General features: G+C 63.9%; 17 protein-coding genes. 9 read left to right on the forward strand and 8 right to left on the reverse strand.

Going from position 1 to position 17,777, the window contains the following annotated elements:
• The first annotated feature begins 44 nt into the window (after window positions 1-44).
• Window positions 45-1,400 carry an MFS transporter gene (locus HX881_RS16770; protein WP_177085551.1) on the forward strand — a complete coding sequence of 452 codons (1,356 nt, stop codon included), beginning with the start codon at window positions 45-47 and terminating at the stop codon, window positions 1,398-1,400.
• On the opposite strand, the gene HX881_RS16775 is transcribed toward HX881_RS16770, so the two are convergent.
• Window positions 1,397-2,200 (reverse strand): SirB1 family protein, encoded by an 804-nt coding sequence (locus HX881_RS16775; RefSeq protein ID WP_017126475.1) that lies wholly within the window; start codon window positions 2,198-2,200, stop codon window positions 1,397-1,399. The two genes, HX881_RS16770 and HX881_RS16775, sit on opposite strands and share 4 nt — an antisense overlap.
• A 181-nt stretch (window positions 2,201-2,381) precedes the next feature.
• Here HX881_RS16775 and HX881_RS16780 point away from each other — a divergent pair, with 181 nt between their 5' ends.
• The gene (locus HX881_RS16780; RefSeq protein ID WP_042935419.1) at window positions 2,382-3,401 is read left to right on the forward strand and encodes a Leu/Phe/Val dehydrogenase; all 1,020 of its coding nucleotides are present in this window, start codon (window positions 2,382-2,384) and stop codon (window positions 3,399-3,401) included.
• 103 nt (window positions 3,402-3,504) lie between these two features.
• Here HX881_RS16780 and HX881_RS16785 read toward each other — a convergent pair whose 3' ends face one another.
• Complete coding sequence (locus HX881_RS16785; RefSeq protein ID WP_017126473.1) at window positions 3,505-3,768, reverse strand: YebG family protein; 264 nt, start codon at window positions 3,766-3,768, stop codon at window positions 3,505-3,507.
• A 369-nt stretch (window positions 3,769-4,137) separates the two neighbouring features.
• On the opposite strand from HX881_RS16785, the gene HX881_RS16790 reads away from it, so the two are divergent.
• Window positions 4,138-4,638, forward strand: coding sequence for a phosphate-starvation-inducible PsiE family protein (locus HX881_RS16790; protein WP_177085553.1), 501 nt, complete (start codon window positions 4,138-4,140; stop codon window positions 4,636-4,638).
• Between the two features lie 49 nt (window positions 4,639-4,687).
• Here HX881_RS16790 and HX881_RS16795 read toward each other — a convergent pair whose 3' ends face one another.
• Window positions 4,688-5,029, reverse strand: coding sequence for a YXWGXW repeat-containing protein (locus HX881_RS16795; protein ID WP_017126470.1), 342 nt, complete (start codon window positions 5,027-5,029; stop codon window positions 4,688-4,690).
• A 255-nt stretch (window positions 5,030-5,284) separates the two neighbouring features.
• On the opposite strand from HX881_RS16795, the gene HX881_RS16800 reads away from it, so the two are divergent.
• Complete coding sequence (locus HX881_RS16800) at window positions 5,285-6,814, forward strand: DUF1800 domain-containing protein (RefSeq protein ID WP_177085554.1); 1,530 nt, start codon at window positions 5,285-5,287, stop codon at window positions 6,812-6,814.
• Between the two features lie 31 nt (window positions 6,815-6,845).
• The gene (locus tag HX881_RS16805) at window positions 6,846-8,045 is read left to right on the forward strand and encodes a DUF1501 domain-containing protein (RefSeq protein WP_177085555.1); all 1,200 of its coding nucleotides are present in this window, start codon (window positions 6,846-6,848) and stop codon (window positions 8,043-8,045) included.
• Here the strand turns inward: HX881_RS16805 and HX881_RS16810 are convergent.
• Both HX881_RS16810 and HX881_RS16815 read right to left on the reverse strand, forming a co-directional pair.
• On the reverse strand, window positions 8,042-8,371 hold the full coding sequence (locus HX881_RS16810; RefSeq protein ID WP_017126467.1) for a DUF3509 domain-containing protein: 330 nt from the start codon (window positions 8,369-8,371) through the stop codon (window positions 8,042-8,044). The two genes, HX881_RS16805 and HX881_RS16810, sit on opposite strands and share 4 nt — an antisense overlap.
• A 157-nt stretch (window positions 8,372-8,528) precedes the next feature.
• A complete protein-coding gene (locus HX881_RS16815) occupies window positions 8,529-9,917 on the reverse strand; it encodes an aminotransferase-like domain-containing protein (RefSeq protein WP_177085557.1) in 1,389 nt (462 codons plus the stop codon).
• Window positions 9,918-10,090: 173 nt separating this feature from the next.
• On the opposite strand from HX881_RS16815, the gene HX881_RS16820 reads away from it, so the two are divergent.
• Together HX881_RS16820 and HX881_RS16825 are read left to right on the forward strand one after the other, a co-directional pair.
• Entirely contained in the window at window positions 10,091-11,290 is a 1,200-nt protein-coding gene (locus HX881_RS16820; RefSeq protein WP_177085559.1) for a benzoate/H(+) symporter BenE family transporter, read from the forward strand.
• A gap of 290 nt (window positions 11,291-11,580) precedes the next feature.
• Window positions 11,581-11,994 (forward strand): HPF/RaiA family ribosome-associated protein, encoded by a 414-nt coding sequence (locus tag HX881_RS16825; protein ID WP_017126464.1) that lies wholly within the window; start codon window positions 11,581-11,583, stop codon window positions 11,992-11,994.
• 68 nt (window positions 11,995-12,062) lie between these two features.
• Here HX881_RS16825 and fecA read toward each other — a convergent pair whose 3' ends face one another.
• The 3 genes from fecA to HX881_RS16840 all read right to left on the reverse strand — a co-directional run bounded on the left by fecA (window position 12,063) and on the right by HX881_RS16840 (window position 15,961).
• On the reverse strand, window positions 12,063-14,411 hold the full coding sequence (gene fecA / locus HX881_RS16830) for a TonB-dependent Fe(3+) dicitrate receptor FecA (protein ID WP_177085561.1): 2,349 nt from the start codon (window positions 14,409-14,411) through the stop codon (window positions 12,063-12,065).
• Between the two features lie 99 nt (window positions 14,412-14,510).
• Window positions 14,511-15,452, reverse strand: a complete 942-nt coding sequence (locus HX881_RS16835; RefSeq protein ID WP_177085868.1) for a FecR domain-containing protein — start codon at window positions 15,450-15,452, stop codon at window positions 14,511-14,513.
• A 20-nt stretch (window positions 15,453-15,472) separates the two neighbouring features.
• The gene (locus HX881_RS16840) at window positions 15,473-15,961 is read right to left on the reverse strand and encodes a sigma-70 family RNA polymerase sigma factor (RefSeq protein WP_017126461.1); all 489 of its coding nucleotides are present in this window, start codon (window positions 15,959-15,961) and stop codon (window positions 15,473-15,475) included.
• Between the two features lie 193 nt (window positions 15,962-16,154).
• Here HX881_RS16840 and HX881_RS16845 point away from each other — a divergent pair, with 193 nt between their 5' ends.
• Together HX881_RS16845 and HX881_RS16850 are read left to right on the forward strand one after the other, a co-directional pair.
• Window positions 16,155-16,730: an RNA polymerase sigma factor gene (locus HX881_RS16845; protein ID WP_042935455.1), complete on the forward strand. Its 576-nt coding sequence runs from the start codon at window positions 16,155-16,157 to the stop codon at window positions 16,728-16,730.
• A complete protein-coding gene (locus HX881_RS16850; RefSeq protein WP_177085563.1) occupies window positions 16,727-17,713 on the forward strand; it encodes a FecR family protein in 987 nt (328 codons plus the stop codon). The genes HX881_RS16845 and HX881_RS16850 overlap by 4 nt, the downstream gene beginning before the upstream one ends.
• Window positions 17,714-17,777: the final 64 nt, after the last annotated feature.

Here is a 17,777-nt window from a genome sequence, read left to right on the forward strand (position 1 = left end):
CCGCATTTCATGCATAACCATAAAAACAGATCAGGTACCTTGCGATGCACAATCAGATTGCCAGCTTTCGCGCGGCGCTCGACGCCCGGCCGGTGTCCCGCTATCAATGGTTGCTCCTTCTGCTTCTCGCCCTGTTGCTGGTCACCGATGGCTATGACGCCCAGGTACTGGGCTACGTGGTGCCCGCATTGGCCCAGGACTGGGGGGTGGAGAAGGCGGCCTTCGGCCCGGTGTTCAGTGCCAACCTGCTGGGCCTGACCCTGGGCTCTTTGCTGGTCACGCCGCTGGCGGACCGCCTGGGTGTGCGCCGGGTACTGCTCTGCTGCGTGCTGATCTACGCCTGCCTCACGGTGTCGATGGTGTTCACCCATTCGCTGGACAGCCTGATGGCGGCGCGCTTTATCTGCGGGATCGGCATGGGCGGTGCGATGCCCAGCGCGATGGCGCTGATGTCCGAGTATTCTGCGCCGCGCCTGCGGACCCTGATGGTGACACTGGCCGCCTGCGGTTTTTCCCTTGGGGGCGCCGCGGGCGGTTTTGTCGCCGCCGGCTTTATCGATCGTTTCGGCTGGCAGGCGGTATTCCTCGCGGGAGGTGTCACACCGTTGCTGCTGTTTCCGTTTCTCTACCTGTTCCTGCCCGAGTCCCTGTCGCGCCTGCTGCGTGATCCGGCGCCCTACAGCCGCCTGTTGCAGGTAAGCCGGCGCATGCTGCCGGACTGGCAACCGCCGACAGCGACCCTGACGGCAAATCCGCAAGATCAGGGCAGCAGCCGGTTTACCGTCATCGAGTTGTTCCGCAACGGTTATGCTCGACCGACGTTGCTGATCTGGGCGACCTTTTTCGTCAGCCTGATCCTGCTGTATTTCATGATCAGTTGGCTGCCGAGCCTGTTGCTGGAGGGCGGCTTGAAACTCAATGAGGCCAATCTGGTGACTTCGATGTTCCTGTTCGCCGGTACCCTGGGGGCGATCGCTCTGGCCTGGTTCGCCGATCGCCTGCGCAGCAAGGCGCGGCTGCTCTCCTGTGTGCTGGCGGCTGCGGCGCTGTGCACGATATTGCTGGGGCTCAATCAGGAAAATCCACGCCTGCTGGTGCTTTGTGTGTTTGCCGCCGGCTTCTGCATCATTGGCGGGCAACTGACACTCAATGCCTTCACCAGCAATTTCTACCCGGCCCATGTGCGGGCGACCGGGGCGGGCTGGGCCCTGGGTGTCGGTCGCTTTGGCTCGATCCTTGGCCCGCTGTTCGGCAGCCTGCTGCTGGCAATGCACATCCCGGTCCAGCAGATTTTCTTTTTCTGCGCGATTCCGGCGGTGATCGCGGCGCTATTGATCGTTCAGGTGCGTGCACCGAAGGACGCGGCGACCGGCTTGCCCGAGGCGTGCCGGATCGGCTAATGCACCACGGTATTGGGCGGCAGTTGTCCCAGTCGTTCGGTCAGGCGCAGCCGCTGGATCGGGTCTTCGCTGAGCAGCAGGGCGCGCTCCAGGTCGTAACGCTCGGCCCGCGGGCACTCCAGCTTCTGGTACAGGCTGGCACGGGCCAGGTAGTCGCTGGCATTGCCCTGGCCCAGTTCCAGGACCCGCTCGGCATCCCGCAGCCCGGCCAGGAAGTCATCGTTGGCCAGGTGCAATTGCCGCAGGTTGCGTGACAGGCGCTGGAGCATCTGGACCGGCGTGGCAGTCTGCATATGCTCGGCGCGCAGGAGCATGCCGGGGCCGTACTGGCGGCTCAGCAGTTCACGGCAATCGTTGGGATAGAGACGGCGACCGCCACAAGGGTCGAGCAGATGGTCGGCCCCCGGCACGCGCAGGAGAAAGTGTCCGGGGAAGTTCACCCCCACCAGCGGGATCTCCAGGCAACGGGCCAGCTCCAGGGCAATCAGCGCCAGGACCAGCGGCTGGCCGCGCTTGCGTTGCAGGACCTTGTCGAGCAACGCGGCATGGGGACGCAGCGGGGTGAATTCATCCTGCTGGAAGCCCAGGTCGTTCAGGCGGCGCAGCAGCGGTTGCGCCAGCTCGCTGACCGGCAGCATCGGCAACCCGGCGCTGACCCGCTGCTGCAGGTCCTTGAAGTCCTGCAACAGAGTGTCGGGCCGCACCTTCGGATCGTGCTCGGCGGCCAGCCACAGCGCGGCTTCGAACACCGCGGGCGGAGTGCGCTCCAGGCAGGCAAAAAAGGCTTGGCGGGGGTTCATCGAAATCTCCGGCTGATGCTCCGTTTTAGCCCTGCGGCGGGGTTTCGTCCAGTGCCTTCGCAGCCCGGATGAGTTATGTCATAAAGCCTGGCAACGCGCGCCGGCTTATTCCCCGGTACTTCGGCATTCTTTGCGGCGAAGCCTATACTCGCTGTACAAGAAGTGATCAGGGGGCTATTCGATGTTTGCTCTCATGCAAAGCACTCGCCTTGAATCGCTGCACCTCAGCGTCGACCCGGTGACCGGGTTGAAGGCGGTGATTGCCATCCATAACCGTCGCCTGGGACCGGCCCTGGGCGGCTGTCGTTACCTTGCCTATCCCGATGATGAAACGGCCATGATCGATGCCATTCGCCTGGCCCAGGGCATGAGCTACAAGGCCGCTCTCGCCGGGTTGCCGGTGGGCGGCGGCAAGGCGGTGATCATCCGGCCGCCCCATGTCGAAAGCCGGGCCGCCCTGTTCGAGGCGTTCGGTCGCTGTATCGAACAGCTCGACGGTCGCTACATCACCGCGGTCGACAGCGGTACCTCGACCGCGGACATGGATTGCATCGCCCAGTACACCCAGCATGTCACCAGCACCACCAGCGCCGGCGATCCGTCGCCCCATGCGGCCATGGGCGTGTTCGCCGGTATCCGCACCACCGCCATGGCGCGCCTGGGCAGTGACAATCTCGAGGGGCTGCGGGTGGCGGTGCAGGGCCTGGGCAATGTCGGTTATGCCCTGGCCGAGCAGTTGCACGCGGCGGGGGCGGAACTGCTGGTGAGCGACAATGACCAGGGCAAGGTGCAACTGGCGATGGCACAGTTCGGCGCGCATCCGGTGGCTACCGAGGCGTTGATCAGCACGCCCTGCGACATCTTTGCCCCCTGCGGCCTGGGCAATGTCCTGACCAGCCAGAGCGTGATGCAACTGCGTTGCGCGGCGGTCGCCGGTTCCGCCAATACCCAGCTGACCAGCCTGAGTGTCGCCGATCAACTGGAAAAGCGCGGGATCCTCTACGCACCGGACTACGTGATCAACTCCGGTGGCCTGATCTATGTGGCGCTCAAGCACCGGGGCGAGGAACTGCCGAACATCACGGCGCACCTGTCGCGGATCGGCACGCGCCTGACCGAAGTCTTTGCCCATGCCCAGGCGGAAAAGCGCTCGCCGGCGCGGGTCGCGGACGAGCTCGCGGAGCGACTGCTGTACCGTTGAGCCGGTGGGAGCCGCGTGCCGACGATGAGGCCGGCCAGTCTGGTGCCGTCCCGAAGGACGTCATCGCCAGCAAGCCGGCTCCCACAGGGCAGAGCGCGGTGTGTTACTCGGCGGGGTCGGCCGACAGCAGCTCGGCCAGGGCATCCGGCTGGCTCTTGAAGGCCTTGGCAAACACATCGCGATTCTTCGCCATGTAGATACCGGCTTCTTCCACCTGCTGCTCGCTCAGCGAGGGCACGGCTTTCTGCAGGACTTCAGCCAGCAACTCGGCCAGTTCGAGCATCTTGTCATGACGATCAGCTTCGGCTTTATCCATGAACAGGCGCTCCAGATCTCGGCTGCTGCGGTATACCACTTCGACGGCCATTTACCACCTCATATGCCTTCACGATAAATTGTCTTTTGCGATTACTGTATTTATATACAGCATAAAGAATAAGCGAATCCCCAGGGTTTGGGTAGTGGCTTTTTAATGTAGCCGGGTTTCGAGGTTTGTCAGGGCAATCGAAGCGGCGCTTTCAAGGGCAGCCCCTGCCTGTGGAAGCGGGCTTGCCAGCGAAAGGGCCGGCACAGGCAAAGTCCAACGTGTCTTGAAACATATGCCCACCATCTCATCCAGGCTTCTGGCCTTTTTTCTGCATGCATGTCGTCGCCGGCAGCAGGAAGCCGCGGCATGCAGTGAAACAGTCACCTTCAACCCGCATCATCCGATCGAACCGATCTAAGGACGTGCACCGTGAAAATCAATTGGGCCGAGAAACTGCGGCAAAACGTGCACCAGGTGGCCGAGTCCCTGGGTAACCTGTTCGTCGAGTCCTTCCATTACCTGGCGCTGTTCGCCATCGGCGGGGTCACGGCCTGGGCGGCGGTGATGGAGTTCCTGGTGATGATCGAAGAGGGTCACATCAAGATCGACGACATCCTGTTGCTGTTCATCTACCTCGAACTGGGGGCGATGGTCGGGATCTATTTCAAGACCAACCACATGCCGGTGCGCTTCCTGATCTACGTGGCGATCACCGCGCTGACCCGGCTGCTGATCTCCAATGTGTCGCACCACAATCCTCCGGACATGGGCGTGGTCTACCTGTCCGGGGCGATCCTGCTGCTGGCGTTCGCGATCCTGGTGGTGCGCTATGCCTCGTCGCAGTTCCCTTCGGTGAAGATCGAACATCCACAGCGCAAGACCGGCGAAGGCTCCAGCGAGCATCCGGAAGTGGAGAAGGGCGAAATCTGAGCCCTGCCGATCGTTCCCACGCGGCGCGTGGGAACGATCGGTCAACGATTCAGTTGACCCACACCCCCGCCCGCAGATGCCAGCCATCGCCCAGTCGTTCCCAGTGCGGGTGCACATAGCGGTAGCCCGGGCGCACGGGTTCCCAGTGCCCGTGCATCGCCACGTAACGGCGACCGTCCCAGTGCCAGTAGCCACGGGCCCAGACAAAGCCGGGCCGGTAGGCCGGTTCCACTTCGATGATTTCCTGTGGCGGTGGTTGTGGCGCCACCACCTCGACGTAACGCGGTCCCGGACGCTCGACGATCACCGGGCGCTCGTGCACCACCCGCTCCTGCACGCAGCCCGATGCGGCGACGACGACGGCAGCCAATGCGGCATAACGAAAAAACATCAGACCTCCTCGGGGGTGTCCCGGACATGACGTGTTTCTTGTTGAACGACAGGGCCGTCACAAGTGACCGGCTATGCTTGTTTGTAACAGCCTGTGTCTGTCCATTGCCTGAAGCCGCAGGCTTTTTCCGTTCGGCGTGACACCGTCTGTCGGCACGCGGCAAGGTGAGGGTCTGTCAGCATCCGGACAGGCGATCGGGTAGACACTGGCATCGTGGTGGATGACGTTTTTTCCCTTAGCCAGGAAGCCTTTTGCATGCCGCTTGTTCGTGCCGTCCTGCGACCTTTTTGTCTGTCCCTCTGCGTGGGCCTGTGCCTTCCCGTGCCGGCCATGGCCGAGCCCCTCGCTCCCACCGATTCGGCCTGGCTGCGGCGTGACGGTTTCGACCTGGATGCGGCGAATGTCGCGCGCTTTCGGGCGATGGGACGGGCCGGGTTGCTGCAGGCGCAGCTGAGCGATCGCATCCGCGATCCATTGCCGGCGTCCATCGACGCCCAGTTGCGCAGCTATCCGATCCTGGCGAACCCGTTGCAGGCGACTCTGCTGGCGTTCAGGCAGTCCCAGGAACAGCTCAAGTCGATGCCCGAGGGCGACGCCCAGGTGGCGGCGAAAAAGGCTATGCAGCAGCAGGCCAATGATGCCGCCGACCAGGCGCGGCAGATCGTCCTGTTGCGGGCGGTGTATGGCAGCAACCAGCTCAAGGAACAGCTGGTATGGTTCTGGCTCAACCACTTCAGCGTCTTTTCCGGCAAGGGCGCGGTGCGCCTGATGGCGGCGGACTACGAGGAGCGGACGATCCGTCCGCACGCCCTGGGCAAGTTCAAGGACCTGGTGCTGGCCACGCTGAAAAGCCCGGCGATGCTGGAGTACCTCGACAATGCGCAAAACGCCAGGGGCAAGGTCAATGAAAACTACGCCCGTGAATTGATGGAGTTGCACACCCTGGGCGTGGGTTCCGGTTACACCCAGCAGGACGTCCAGCAACTGGCCCTGATCCTGACCGGCGCGGGCGTCCTGCCGATGGACGGTCGCCAGCAGAAGTTCGGGCCGCGGGTGGCCGCCCAGGTGGTGCGTGACGGCATGTTCGAGTTCAATCCCAAGCGTCACGATTTCAGCGACAAGGTGTTGTTGGGGCAGTCGATCCCGGGCAGCGGCTTTGACGAGATCACCCGTGCCGTCGAGTTGATCACCCGCCAGCCAGCCTGCGCCCGATTCATTTCCCGCAAGTTGGCCGAGTACTTTGTCGCCGATCAGCCGCCCCAGGCGCTGGTGGATCGCATGGCGCTGACCTTCCAGCGCACCGACGGCGATATCGCCCAGGTCATGCGCACGTTGTTCGAGTCTCCGGAACTGCTGCAAAGCGCCGGCAGGAAGTTCAAGGACCCGATGCAGTTCGTGGTCTCGGCCGTGCGCCTGGCCTATGACGGCAAGCCGATCGCCAACCCGCGTCCGCTGCTCAACTGGCTGAACCAGCTGGGCGAGCCGCTGTTCGGTCGCCAGACCCCGGATGGCTGGCCGCTGGATGCCGCCGGCTGGGCCAGCTCCGGGCAGATGTCCAGGCGCTTCGAAATCGCCCGGGCCATCGGCGCGGGCAACAACCGCCTGTTCACCGCCGAAGGCAGCCAGCAGGTCGGTGGCGGTTTTCCGCTGATCACCACGCCGCTTTACTACGACGCGATCGGCCCTCATCTGTCGGCGGCGACGATGGCGGCGCTGAACCAGGCCAGGTCGCCCCAGGAGTGGAACACCTTTCTGCTGTCCTCGCCGGACTTCAATAACCGTTAACCCTGCGCATTAGCCAACACAAGGTGCCGTGATGAATCGTCGAGACTTTCTCCAAGCTTGCGCGGTGGCCGCGGCAACCCTGCCGGGCTTGTCGTTTTCCGGGAAGCTGTTCGCCGCACCCGCATCGGCGCCTCGTTTCCTGATGGTGTTCCTGCGCGGTGGCTACGACTGCAACAATCTGCTGGTGCCGTACGCCAGCGATTTCTATTACGAGTCGCGCCCGACCCTGGCGATTGCCCGGCCCGATCCGCACAACATCGACAGTGCCATTGCCCTCGATGCCCACTGGGGTTTGAACCCCGTCCTGCGCGATTCGCTCTATCCGTTGTGGCAGCGCAAGCAGATTGCCTTTATCCCCTTTGCCGGGACCGATGACCTGTCTCGCAGTCACTTCGAAACCCAGGACAATATCGAAGCCGGCCTGCCCGGCGGGCAGCACGGTCATTACGGTTCGGGCTTTCTCGCGCGCCTGGCGGGGACGGTGCCGGGCAGCGCGCCGATTGCCTTTACCGATGCACAGCCCTTGAGTTTCCAGGGTGGCAAGGACATTCCCAACCTGTCGTTGCGGGGCGTCTCCAAACCGGTGTTCGACGATCGCCAGTCGGCGATCCTCGCCGCGATGTACCAGGGCACGCCGCAGGCCGCCTCGGTGTCCGATGGCCTGGAGTTGCGCCAGCAGGTGTCCAGGGATCTGCAGGAGGAGATGATCAAGGCCGGGCGTGGCGCACCGACGGCGAAGAACTTCGAGGTCGAGACCCGGCGCATCGCCACCTTGATGCGCGAGCAGTATCGCCTGGGCTTCGTCGATGTCGGCGGGTGGGACACCCACGTCAACCAGGGGGCTGTTCGCGGGCAGTTGTCGAATAACCTCGCCAATCTCGGACAGGGCCTGGCGGCCTTCGCCGAGGCCATGGGCGACCAATGGAAAAACACCACGGTGGTGGTGGTTTCCGAGTTCGGTCGGACCTTTCGCGAGAACGGCAACCGCGGCACCGACCATGGGCATGGCACGGTGTATTGGGTGCTGGGCGGCAGCGTGCAGGGCGGGCGGATCGCCGGCGAGCAGGTCGCGGTGAATGCCGCCGGCCTGCTGCAGAACCGCGATTATCCGGTGCTCAACAATTATCGTGATGTGCTGGGCGGTGTGCTCGGGCGCAGCTGGGGTCTGTCCGGTGCGCAACTTCAGACCGTTTTCCCCGGCGCGCGCCCCAATGGGTTGCAGTTGCTCTAGAGGCCATTGGCCAGATAGCTGCGGCCCTGTGCGGCGACTTTGGGCGGCCGGGCCAGCAGCTTGAGGCTGTCGCTGTCGGTCATCGCGGTGAGGATATCCAGGGCGCTGTGGCCCTGCTCGATGGCGATGCCGAACTGGACGCTCTGGATCAGGCGCTTGAGGCGTTGCGGGTCATTGCGTTGCGCGGCGCTGATCATCCGTTTGGCGACGACCCCGCCGGCATTGGACAAAGTGAGCATGATGCTGCCATCCAGGCGTTGCAGGCTCAGGTTGACCCGGTACTCGGGCTGGAAGGCGTCGTTGATCAACTGAAAGGGATTATCCATGGTCTTCACCGCTCTGATCGAAACATGCAGTCATTGACTGGTCGGTATCCGGATTGGTTCGCTATTCCGGACCACTGGCAGGTCGACTGCCCTGGCCTCATGCCGGGGCAGGACCTCATCAATGACTTAGCAAGCCCTGTGCCGGTTGGACGACCGTTCAGTAGTAACGACGTGGATCGGAGTCGATCAGGCTGGCCAGCTTGGTCAGGGCGAAGCGCAGTTCTTCGCGGCTGGTGGGCGACATCAGCACGATACGCACGCTGCGGGTCGGGCTGCTGCGCTCGGCCTGGAACTGGGTGCCGCTGAGCACCAGCACGCCATTGGCCCGGGCCAGCAGGGTGAACTCGTCGCCGCTCCAGGGTTCCGGCAGGGTCAGCCAGAGATGATAGCCGTGGGGCTGGGCGCTGATCTGCAAACCGCGGAAGACTTCGGCGGCGATGGCCTGGCGAGCTGCCGCCTCCTGGCGCTGGACCTGCACCAGCTGGGTGTCCAGGCCTTCGGCAAGTACCGTGCTGGCCAGTTGCGCGGTGAGCGGCGAGGGCATCCAGATGCTGCTGCGGACCATGGATGTCAACCGCGAGAGCAGTTTCGGCGGGCTGTACAGATAGCCGATGCGCAAGGCCGGCATCACTGCCTTCGACAGGCTGGTCAGGTACACCGAACGCTCCGGGGCATGGCTGGACAGCGGCCGGATGTCCGGGTCGGTGGCGAGGAAGCCGTAGATGTCGTCATCGACGATGATGAAGTCGAATTCCTCGGCAATCGCGGCGATCTGCGCCCGACGCCTGGCCGACATGATCGCCGTGGTCGGGTTCTGGCAGGTGGCGACGCAGATCAGCAGCGCCGGTTTTTCCTGGCGACAGCGTTCGCGCAGGGCTTCGGGAATGATCCCTTCCTCGTCCATCTCGATGCCGCCCAGGCGCCGCTCCAGGCCGTGGGCCAGGGAGATGATGCCGGGGTAGCAGAGCGACTCGCAGAGCACCAGGTCGCCGCTGTTGCTCAGGGCGCTGATCGCCACCATCAGGCCATGCTGGGCGCCAGCGGTGATCACCACTTGCTGCCAGCGGGCGTCGGGCAGCGCATGACGCAACCACTGCGCACCGGCTTCACGATGGGCCGGATGGCCGCCGTCGGGGGCGTAGTCCAGGGCACGGGTGAAGTCCGGGTCGTTGGCCAGGGTCACCAGGGCATCGCGCAGGCCGTGTTCGAGGGTGTCGCCATGGGGCTTGATGATCGACAGGTCGAGCAGGTCGCCGGGGCCGCCGCTCAGCAGCGTCGGGGAGGGCGGGCGGGAGGGCGTCGACGGGTTCTGTTCGAGGACGTAGGTGCCACGCCCCACTTCGCCCTGCACCAGCCTGCGCCGCTGGGCTTCGCTGTAGGCGCGGCTGATGGTCCCGGGGGTGACGTCCAGGGCCTGGGCCAGCTCGCGCAAAGTCGGCAGGCGATCACCGGCGCGCAGCCTGGTGCTGGCGATATCCCGCGCCAGGGCATCGGCGATGGACAGGTACACCGGTTGATTGAAGTCGCCGAGTTGAGGAACCCACATGCGTATTGGCTGCCGATCAGGGAAATTGAGGACCGGGGGGAGCTTATCACAGGGGCGAAACAATAAATTGGATTGAGTCTATTGAATCGAATCAATTATTCAGAATAGACTGATAGTTCTTCGATTCAATCGAATCAATGCCTTCCCTCCTTTTCTCTACGGGCCCCGATGCCATGAGCAGCCTCAGCAAGGATTTTTCGTTATCGGCGGTTATCGCCGGCTTTATCGCGGTGATCATCTCCTATGCCGGACCGTTGATCATCGTGTTCCAGGCGGCGTCCCAGGCGCACCTGTCGAATGACCAGGTGTCGTCGTGGATCTGGGCGATCTCCATCGGCAGTGGCGTGACCGGCCTGCTGCTGAGCTGGCGCCTGCGGATTCCGGTGATCACCGCCTGGTCGACGCCAGGGGCGGCGCTGCTGGTGTCGATGCTGCCGACGGTGTCCTTCGCCGAAGCCATCGGCGCCTACCTGGTGGCCTCGCTGATCATCGTCGTGGTGGGGTTGTCCGGGGCCTTCGACAAACTGATGAATCGCCTGCCCAGGGCGATTGCGGCGGCGATGCTGGCGGGGATCCTGTTTCGCTTCGGCGCCGAGCTTTTCACTTCGATCCGTGTGCAGCCGGCGCTGGTGCTGTCGATGATCGCGGCCTACCTGGTCTTCAAGCGCTTCTCGCCACGCTACGCGATTCTCGCGGTGCTGCTGGTCGGCTGCGGCTTCGCGGCGTCCATGGGCGAGTTCCAGGTATCGGCGATCACCGTCGCGGTGGCGCAGCCGATCTTCACCACGCCGCAGTGGAGCTGGCACGCGATCATCAATATCGGCCTGCCCCTGGCCCTGGTCACCCTGACCGGGCAGTACGTGCCCGGCATGGCGGTCCTGCGCACGGCGGGATACCTGAATCCGGCCCGGCCGATCATTTCCCTGACGGCCATCGGTTCGCTGCTGCTGGCGCCCTTTGGTGCCCATGGCCTGAACCTGGCGGCGATCACGGCGGCGATCTGCACCGGTCGTGAGGCCCACGAGAATCGTGACAAGCGCTATATCGCGGGGATCGCCTGCGGGGTGTTCTACATCCTCATGGGCACCTTCGGCGCGACCCTGGCCTCGGTGTTCAGCGCCTTGCCCAAGGAACTGATCGCCTCACTCGCCGGGTTGGCCCTGTTCGGCGCGATCAGTGCCGGGTTGAGCGGGGCGATGGCCGACGAGAAACAGCGCGAAGCGGCGCTGATCACCTTTCTGGTGACGGCATCGGGCATGAGTTACCTGGGATTGGCGGCGGCGTTCTGGGGGTTGATCTTCGGCCTGGTGGCGCATTTTGTCCTGAGCTACACCCGCGAACGCCAGGTGCCGGCGGGGCAGGGCAACCACTGATCGGGACGGGCAGGGAAGCCCGGTTCGGGAAAGGCTTGCGGCGAGCGCGCAGCTCGCCTTTTCTGGCAGGGTTGTATCAGAAAATGACAACAAAGCACCCCGACCCAACTCCCGACCTTACCAGTGCTTTTGCTGCTTGTCCGGCTTTTTTCGTCGGAAAAATTTATCTTTCAAAAAGGCTTGAATTGTTTTTTCAGCTGCCCAACTCTGTAAGCAAGAGGTCACGTTTTGCACCGCCTCCCAGCGGTGTGACGAGACTCTTGCGAGCTAGCTGAAATAAGGGAATAACTATGCAAATCCAAGTCAATAGTGATAACCATATTCAAAGCAGCATTCGACTGGAGGAGTGGGTCCGCACAACTGTTGAGAGCGCGCTCGAACGTTATGAAGAAGACCTGACACGGGTCGAAATTCACCTGAAGGACGAGAACGGCGACAAGCCGGGTCCGCACGATATGCGCTGCCAGATGGAGGCGCGGCCAAAAAACCATCAACCGATTTCGGTCACCCATAAAGCCGATACGCTGGAACAGGCGATCGATGGGGCGGCCATCAAGCTGGAACATGCGCTGGAACATCTGTTTGGCAAGCTGCAAGCCAAACGCGCGGCGATCATCAAAGGCGAGCGCCGCGACCTGGGGGACGCTCTGCTGGAAGAAGAGTTTGAAGAAAAAGAGCGCGTACGCCTGGCCGCCAATGGCTGATCGTCAGCGCTGAAGGAACCACGGGCCTGCATTGCAGGCCCGTTTTTTTTGCGTGCTGATCAGGGGGGTCAGAAGGCCACGGATGTCTGCAGGTACACCGTGCGCGGCTCACCCACGTACTTGCCCTTGTTGTTGTCTTCGAACGAGCGGGTGAAGTACTGGTGGTTGAAGATGTTCTTCACGCCCACCGCGACATTCAGGTCCGACAGTTGCGGGCCGAAATCATAGGCCGCGCGGCTGCTGAACAGCATGTAGCCGGGGATGCGCCCGTTGCTGCCGTCGGCAGTCTCGGCCGAGGTATTGGCGTTGTCGGCGAATTGGCTGCTCTGGTAGCTGCTGTCCAGGTTCAGCTTCCAGTGGCCTTCGGTGTAACCGACTCCCAGCGTGCCCTTGTGCTTCGAGGAAAACGGCACGCGATTGCCCTTGTTGGGGCCGTCTTCGCGAATGGTCGCATCGACATAGGCATAGGTGGCGTAGACATCGAAGCCCGCCAGTACCGGGCTCAGGCCGTCCAGGGCGTAGTTGACGCTGGTCTCGATGCCCTGGTGCCGGGTTTCGCCGCGGGCGATCACCGTGTCGTTGGTCTGGTTGCTCTCGTACTGGTTGTCGAAGTTGATCAGGAACGCGCCGATCTCCGCCCGCAGGTTGCCGTCGTCATAGCGGGTGCCCAGTTCCCAGGTGCGGGCCTTTTCCGGCTTCACTTCGCCGCCGGCCACGCGTTTCTGCATCTGGCTGTACTGCACGCTGCCGAAGGAGCCTTCGGTATTGGCGTAGAGATTCCAGCTTTCGTTCAGGTGGTACATCACATTCAAGGCGGGCAGGGCGGTGTTGTAGTTGCCCTTGTACTGCTGCTTGAGGAGCTTGTCGGTCTGCTGCGATTCGATCATTTCGTAGCGGATGCCCGGGGTGAAGGTCCACTTGCCGATATCGATCCGGTCGTCGATGAAGAAGGCGTTGGCTTCGGTGGCGCCACGGGTGTCGCGGTCGTTGCGGCTGTCGGTGGTCGGGAACACCTGGTTGGCGGCCAGCGGGGTGCGATAACGCAGTTCGTGCCCGGCTTCGTTGATATAGCGGTAGCCGACGCCCAGTTCATGCACGGTGTCGCCGAGGTCGAAGCCCTGGCTGAAACGGGTTTCCAGCCCGCGTACCCAGTATTCACGGGGCGACAGCGAGAGGAACGTACCCTGGTCCAGGTAACCGCTGCGCAGGGTCTTGGTAAAGAAGCTGTTGACGGTGAATTCGCGGCGATCTTCCTGGTAGCGATAACCGACATTGAACAGGGTCCGGCGGCCCCAGAAGCTGTCCTTCCGGCGGGTCGACTGATACGGGTCGGCCGCGTAGTCCGCGGTACTCAGGCCGCCGGGCATATCGGCCTTGCCCTCGTAGTACTGGGCCATGGCATTGAAGCTGTTGGCGTCGTCGAGCTGGTACTTGCCCTTGAGGATCAGATCGTCGATCTCGGTGTCGCTGTGTTCGCGCCAGTCGCCGCCACGGGTGCCGGAGTACAGCAGCGCGCCACCCAGGCCGTTGTCGGCGGTGCCGCCGGCCAGCAGGTTGCCGGTACGCTTGAAGCCGTCCTGGCTGGACGATGGGCTGACTTCGGTCTGGAAGCCGCCCTTGACCGTCGGCGCATCGGGAATGGCGCGGGTCACGAAGTTGACGATGCCCCCGACGTTCTGCGGGCCATACCGCACGGCACCGCCGCCGCGCACCACGTCCACCGCGTCCATGTTGCCCATGCTGATCGGGGCGAACGACAACTGCGGCTGGCCATAAGGGGCGAACGGCACCGGGATGCCGTCCATCAGCACGGTCGAGCGCGAAGCCAGGCGGGGATTGAGGCCACGGATACCGAAGTTCAGTGCCATATCATGGCTGCCGGTGCCGTTGTTTTCCGGGGCATTGACGCCGGGGATGCGATTGAGTACATCGCGGGCCTGGGTGGCGCCCTGGCGTTCGAATTCTTCGCGGCGGATCACGTCACGGGCACCGGGATGTTCGAAGACGTTGGTCTGTTCGGCGGCGCCGAGCCAGTCGCCGACCACGGTCGAGGCGCCGAGCTCCAGCGGGGCCTTGTTGGCGGCAGGCGGCAGCGGCTGCAGGCTGAAGGCGTTGTTGCCTTCGTCACGGGCCCGCAGGCCGGTGCCTTCGAGCAGCGCGTCGAGCCCTTCGGCGGTGCTGTAGTTGCCGTCCAGGCCATGGCTCTGCAGGGTACCGGTGACCTGGGAGCCGAAGGAGATCAGCACGCCGGCCTGGCGACCAAACTGGTTGAGGGCGTTTTCCAGGGAGGTCGGGGCGATCTGGTAATGCCGGGCCTCGTCGGCCTGGGCCAGGGCGGCGAAACTCAGGCTGGCGCCCAGCAGCAGGTGACGCACTGAGCGGGCGAGGGGCGTGAGGCGGGACGGCTGAGAGGGCATGTCGGTGATCCTGAGAAGGTGGAATCAAGGTGGCTTTCCTTCTCTGTCACGCGAGACTGAAAAAACGGCTCACTCTTTTTCAAGTTTTTCTGCGAGATGTCAGGCCCGTGCCTCGACCGTCACCCAGTAGCGGGTAAACCGCCGTACCCGCACCGGCAGGCTGACTTGCAGCAGGTCGAGGATGCGTTCGCTGTCGTCCAGCGGATAGCTGCCGGAAATCAGCAGGTTCGCCACCTGTGGCGCGCAATGCAGTTGGCCGCGGCGGTAGCGGGCGACCTCGTCGAGGAAGTCCGCCAGGCGCATATGGGCCGCCACCAGCATGCCGTCGGTCCAGGCGCCGCTGCCGGTCGCCAGTGGCTGCGGCTGCTCCCAGCCCCGGCGGTTGAAACTGATCTGCTGGTTCTTCTGCACCGGCAATGGCGCGCCGTTCCAGTCCCGCGGCTGCAATTCGACCTGACCATCGAAGACCGCCAACTGCGTGTGATCGCTCCACTGCCGCACATTGAGCCGGGCCTGTTGCGTGCGCACTTCGCCTTGCCCGGTCGAGAGCAGTAGCGGCCGGTTGTCCCGTGCCACGGTCAGCAGGATTTCGCCTTCGAGCAGGCGGATCAGTCGTTGCCCGGCATCGAAGCGTACATCGACGGCGCTGCCGGTATTGAGTTGCAATTGGCTGCCATCGGCCAGTTGCACCTTGCGTCGTTGTCCCACCGAGGTGCGGTAGTCGGCCAGCAGAGGCGTCAGCGGATTGTGTTCGCGCAGGCCCCAGCCCAGGGCCGAACCGGCCCCCAACAGCAGCAGGAGTTTCAGTGCCTGGCGCCGGCCGTGGCTGCGCGGGGCATTCAACGCGGCATGGGCCAGGGGCGAAGACAGTCCGCGCAAACGCTGGTTGACCCGCTGGATATGTTCCCACGCCCGCTGGTGTTCACCGTGGGCGGCCAGCCATTGCTGCAGGGCCTGCTGCCGGCGCGGGTCGAGCGGGCCGTCCTGGGTTTCCAGCAGCCAGTGCACCGCCTGCTCGGCCACTCGCGAGGAAAAATCCACCGGGCCGTTAATCGACGCGCTCACAGGGCGAAGTAGCAGCGCAAGGCTGCCTTGTGCAGATGGCGCTTGACCGTGGCAATCGAGATGCCCAGTTCCCGGGCGATTTCCCCGTGGCCCAGGCCATCGACCTGGGACAGCAGGAACGCGCGTTTCACCGGGCGCGGCAGGCCGTCGAGCAGTTGGTCCAGTTCGGCCAGGGTCTGCAGGATGATGGCCTTGTCTTCCTCGGACGGTGCGAGCATCTCGGGGAACTGGGCCAGGGTTTCCAGATAGGCCCGTTCCAGGTCCTGGCGCCGGTAGTGGTTGCACAGCACGCGCTTGGCAATGGTCGTCAGAAAGGCGCGGGGTTCGATGATCCGCGGTGTCTCGCGGGCCGTCAGGACCTTGATGAAGGTGTCCTGGGCCAGGTCCGCCGCGCTGTCCGGACAGCCGAGACGCCGCCGCAACCAACCGGTGAGCCAGCCGTGGTGAGCGTGATAAAGGACTTCGACGGTTTGCGCGTGGGGCACCGCGACCACTCCGGGAGCTTGCATGGATGCGTAAGAGAACAAGAATTGTTCGCATTGTAAGGGCCGCTCATGGCATTCGGCAATCCACCCGGATCAATGGCCGCGAAGGGATTTCGTCGACGCCTTTTGCGTATGAGAATATTTATCATTAATATTGCGCGATTATTCGTTCCGGGGTGGTGCCGTTTTGAACCTGATGCTGACACCGCCTGAATCACCTGAGGCCAACGAGCTGGACAGCAGCGTCGGGCGCGCGCATTTCCTCCAGGTGTTCCTGTCCCAGCGCTCGCAGATGGAAGCGCTGGTCAGCCGTCGCGTCGGTTGCCGGGCGACGGCGGCGGACCTGGTGCAGGACCTGTTCCTGCGTTTCTGGCGGCGGCCGCTGGTGCAGGTGGAGGAGCTCAGCACCTACCTGCTGCGCTGTGCCGGCAACATCGCCATCGACCATTTGCGCAGCGAGGGGGCCCGCGTGCGAATCAATGAAGGCTGGCTGCCCGAGCAGCACAACGAGAGTCTCGAGCCCCAGGCCGCGCTGGAGGCGGGCAACGACCTGCGCCATGTCGAGGCGGCCTTGCGCGCCCTGCCTGAACGTACCCGGCAGATTTTCCTGCTGAACCGCATCCATGGACGCAAGTACGCGGAAATCGCCAAGGCCATGGGGCTTTCCCAAAGTGCCGTGGAAAAACATATGATGCGCGCGCTCGAAGCCTGCAAGGCCAGCCTTCGAGACCCCCAGATATCGCGCACGCCAGGGAATGCACCGAAATGAACAGCACCAGCGTCCAGGTGACGCCCGATCAGGAGCAGGCTGCGCTGGCCTGGCTGAGCCTGTTGCACGACCAGCCGAGCAGCGGCGACCAGGCGACCTTCAGCCGCTGGCTGCAGGCCGATCCGGCCCATGCCGAGGCCTATGCCCAGGCGCAGGTGCTCTGGGAATTGAGCGAGGTGCCGGCGAGCAGGCTGGCGCGGGAAGAGGCCTTTGCCCTGCAGGGTTTCCTCAAGGCCATGGAGCGCCCGCCACGCCGCACGCTGTGGCGCTGGTCCGCGCCGCTGGCGATGGCCGCCTGCCTGCTGTTGATGATTTCCCTCGGTGCCGGTTGGCAGCCGCAGCGCTGGTTCGACGACCTCGGTGCCGATTATGTCTCCGCGCCGGGGCAGATACGCACGGTGACGCTGGCCGACCAGTCGCAGGTGACCCTGGACACCGACAGCGCCATCGCCGTGGATTTCAGGGGGGGCGAGCGGCATGTGCGGTTGCGCCGCGGTTCGGCGTTTTTCAGCGTCAGCCATACCGGCGAACCCTTCGTGGTGGATGCCCGGGGCGGTGAAGCGCGGGTCCTCGGCACCCAGTTCGAAGTTCGCCTGCAAGAGGACGGCGCCCGGGTCACGGTGTTGTCGGGCCGGATCGGGGTCACGCCGCGCAAGGGCGCGGCGCAGCAGGTGCTGACCGCCAACCAGCAACTGGCTTATGCCGATGGCACCGCGCAGCCGCTGCACAGCGTCGACAGCGATATGCAACTGGCCTGGCGCCAGGGCTGGCTGAATTACTCGAAGGCGTCCCTGGCCGAAGTGGTCGACGACCTGCGGCGCTACTATCCGGGGCGCATCCTGGTGTTCAACGACACGCTGGCGGCGCGGCGGGTCAGCGGCAGTTTCCCGAACAAAGACCCGCAGGCGGTGCTGGACTCGTTGCAGGGGGTGCTGGGATTCGAGCAGCACAAACTGCTGGGGCGGCTGATTGTCCTGCGCTGACGGTCCACCCTGATGATCGTTCCAACGCTCTGCGTGGGAATGCAGCCCGTGACGCTCTGCGTCA

Source organism: Pseudomonas gingeri (genome assembly GCF_013386115.1).
Lineage (GTDB): Bacteria > Pseudomonadota > Gammaproteobacteria > Pseudomonadales > Pseudomonadaceae > Aquipseudomonas > Aquipseudomonas gingeri.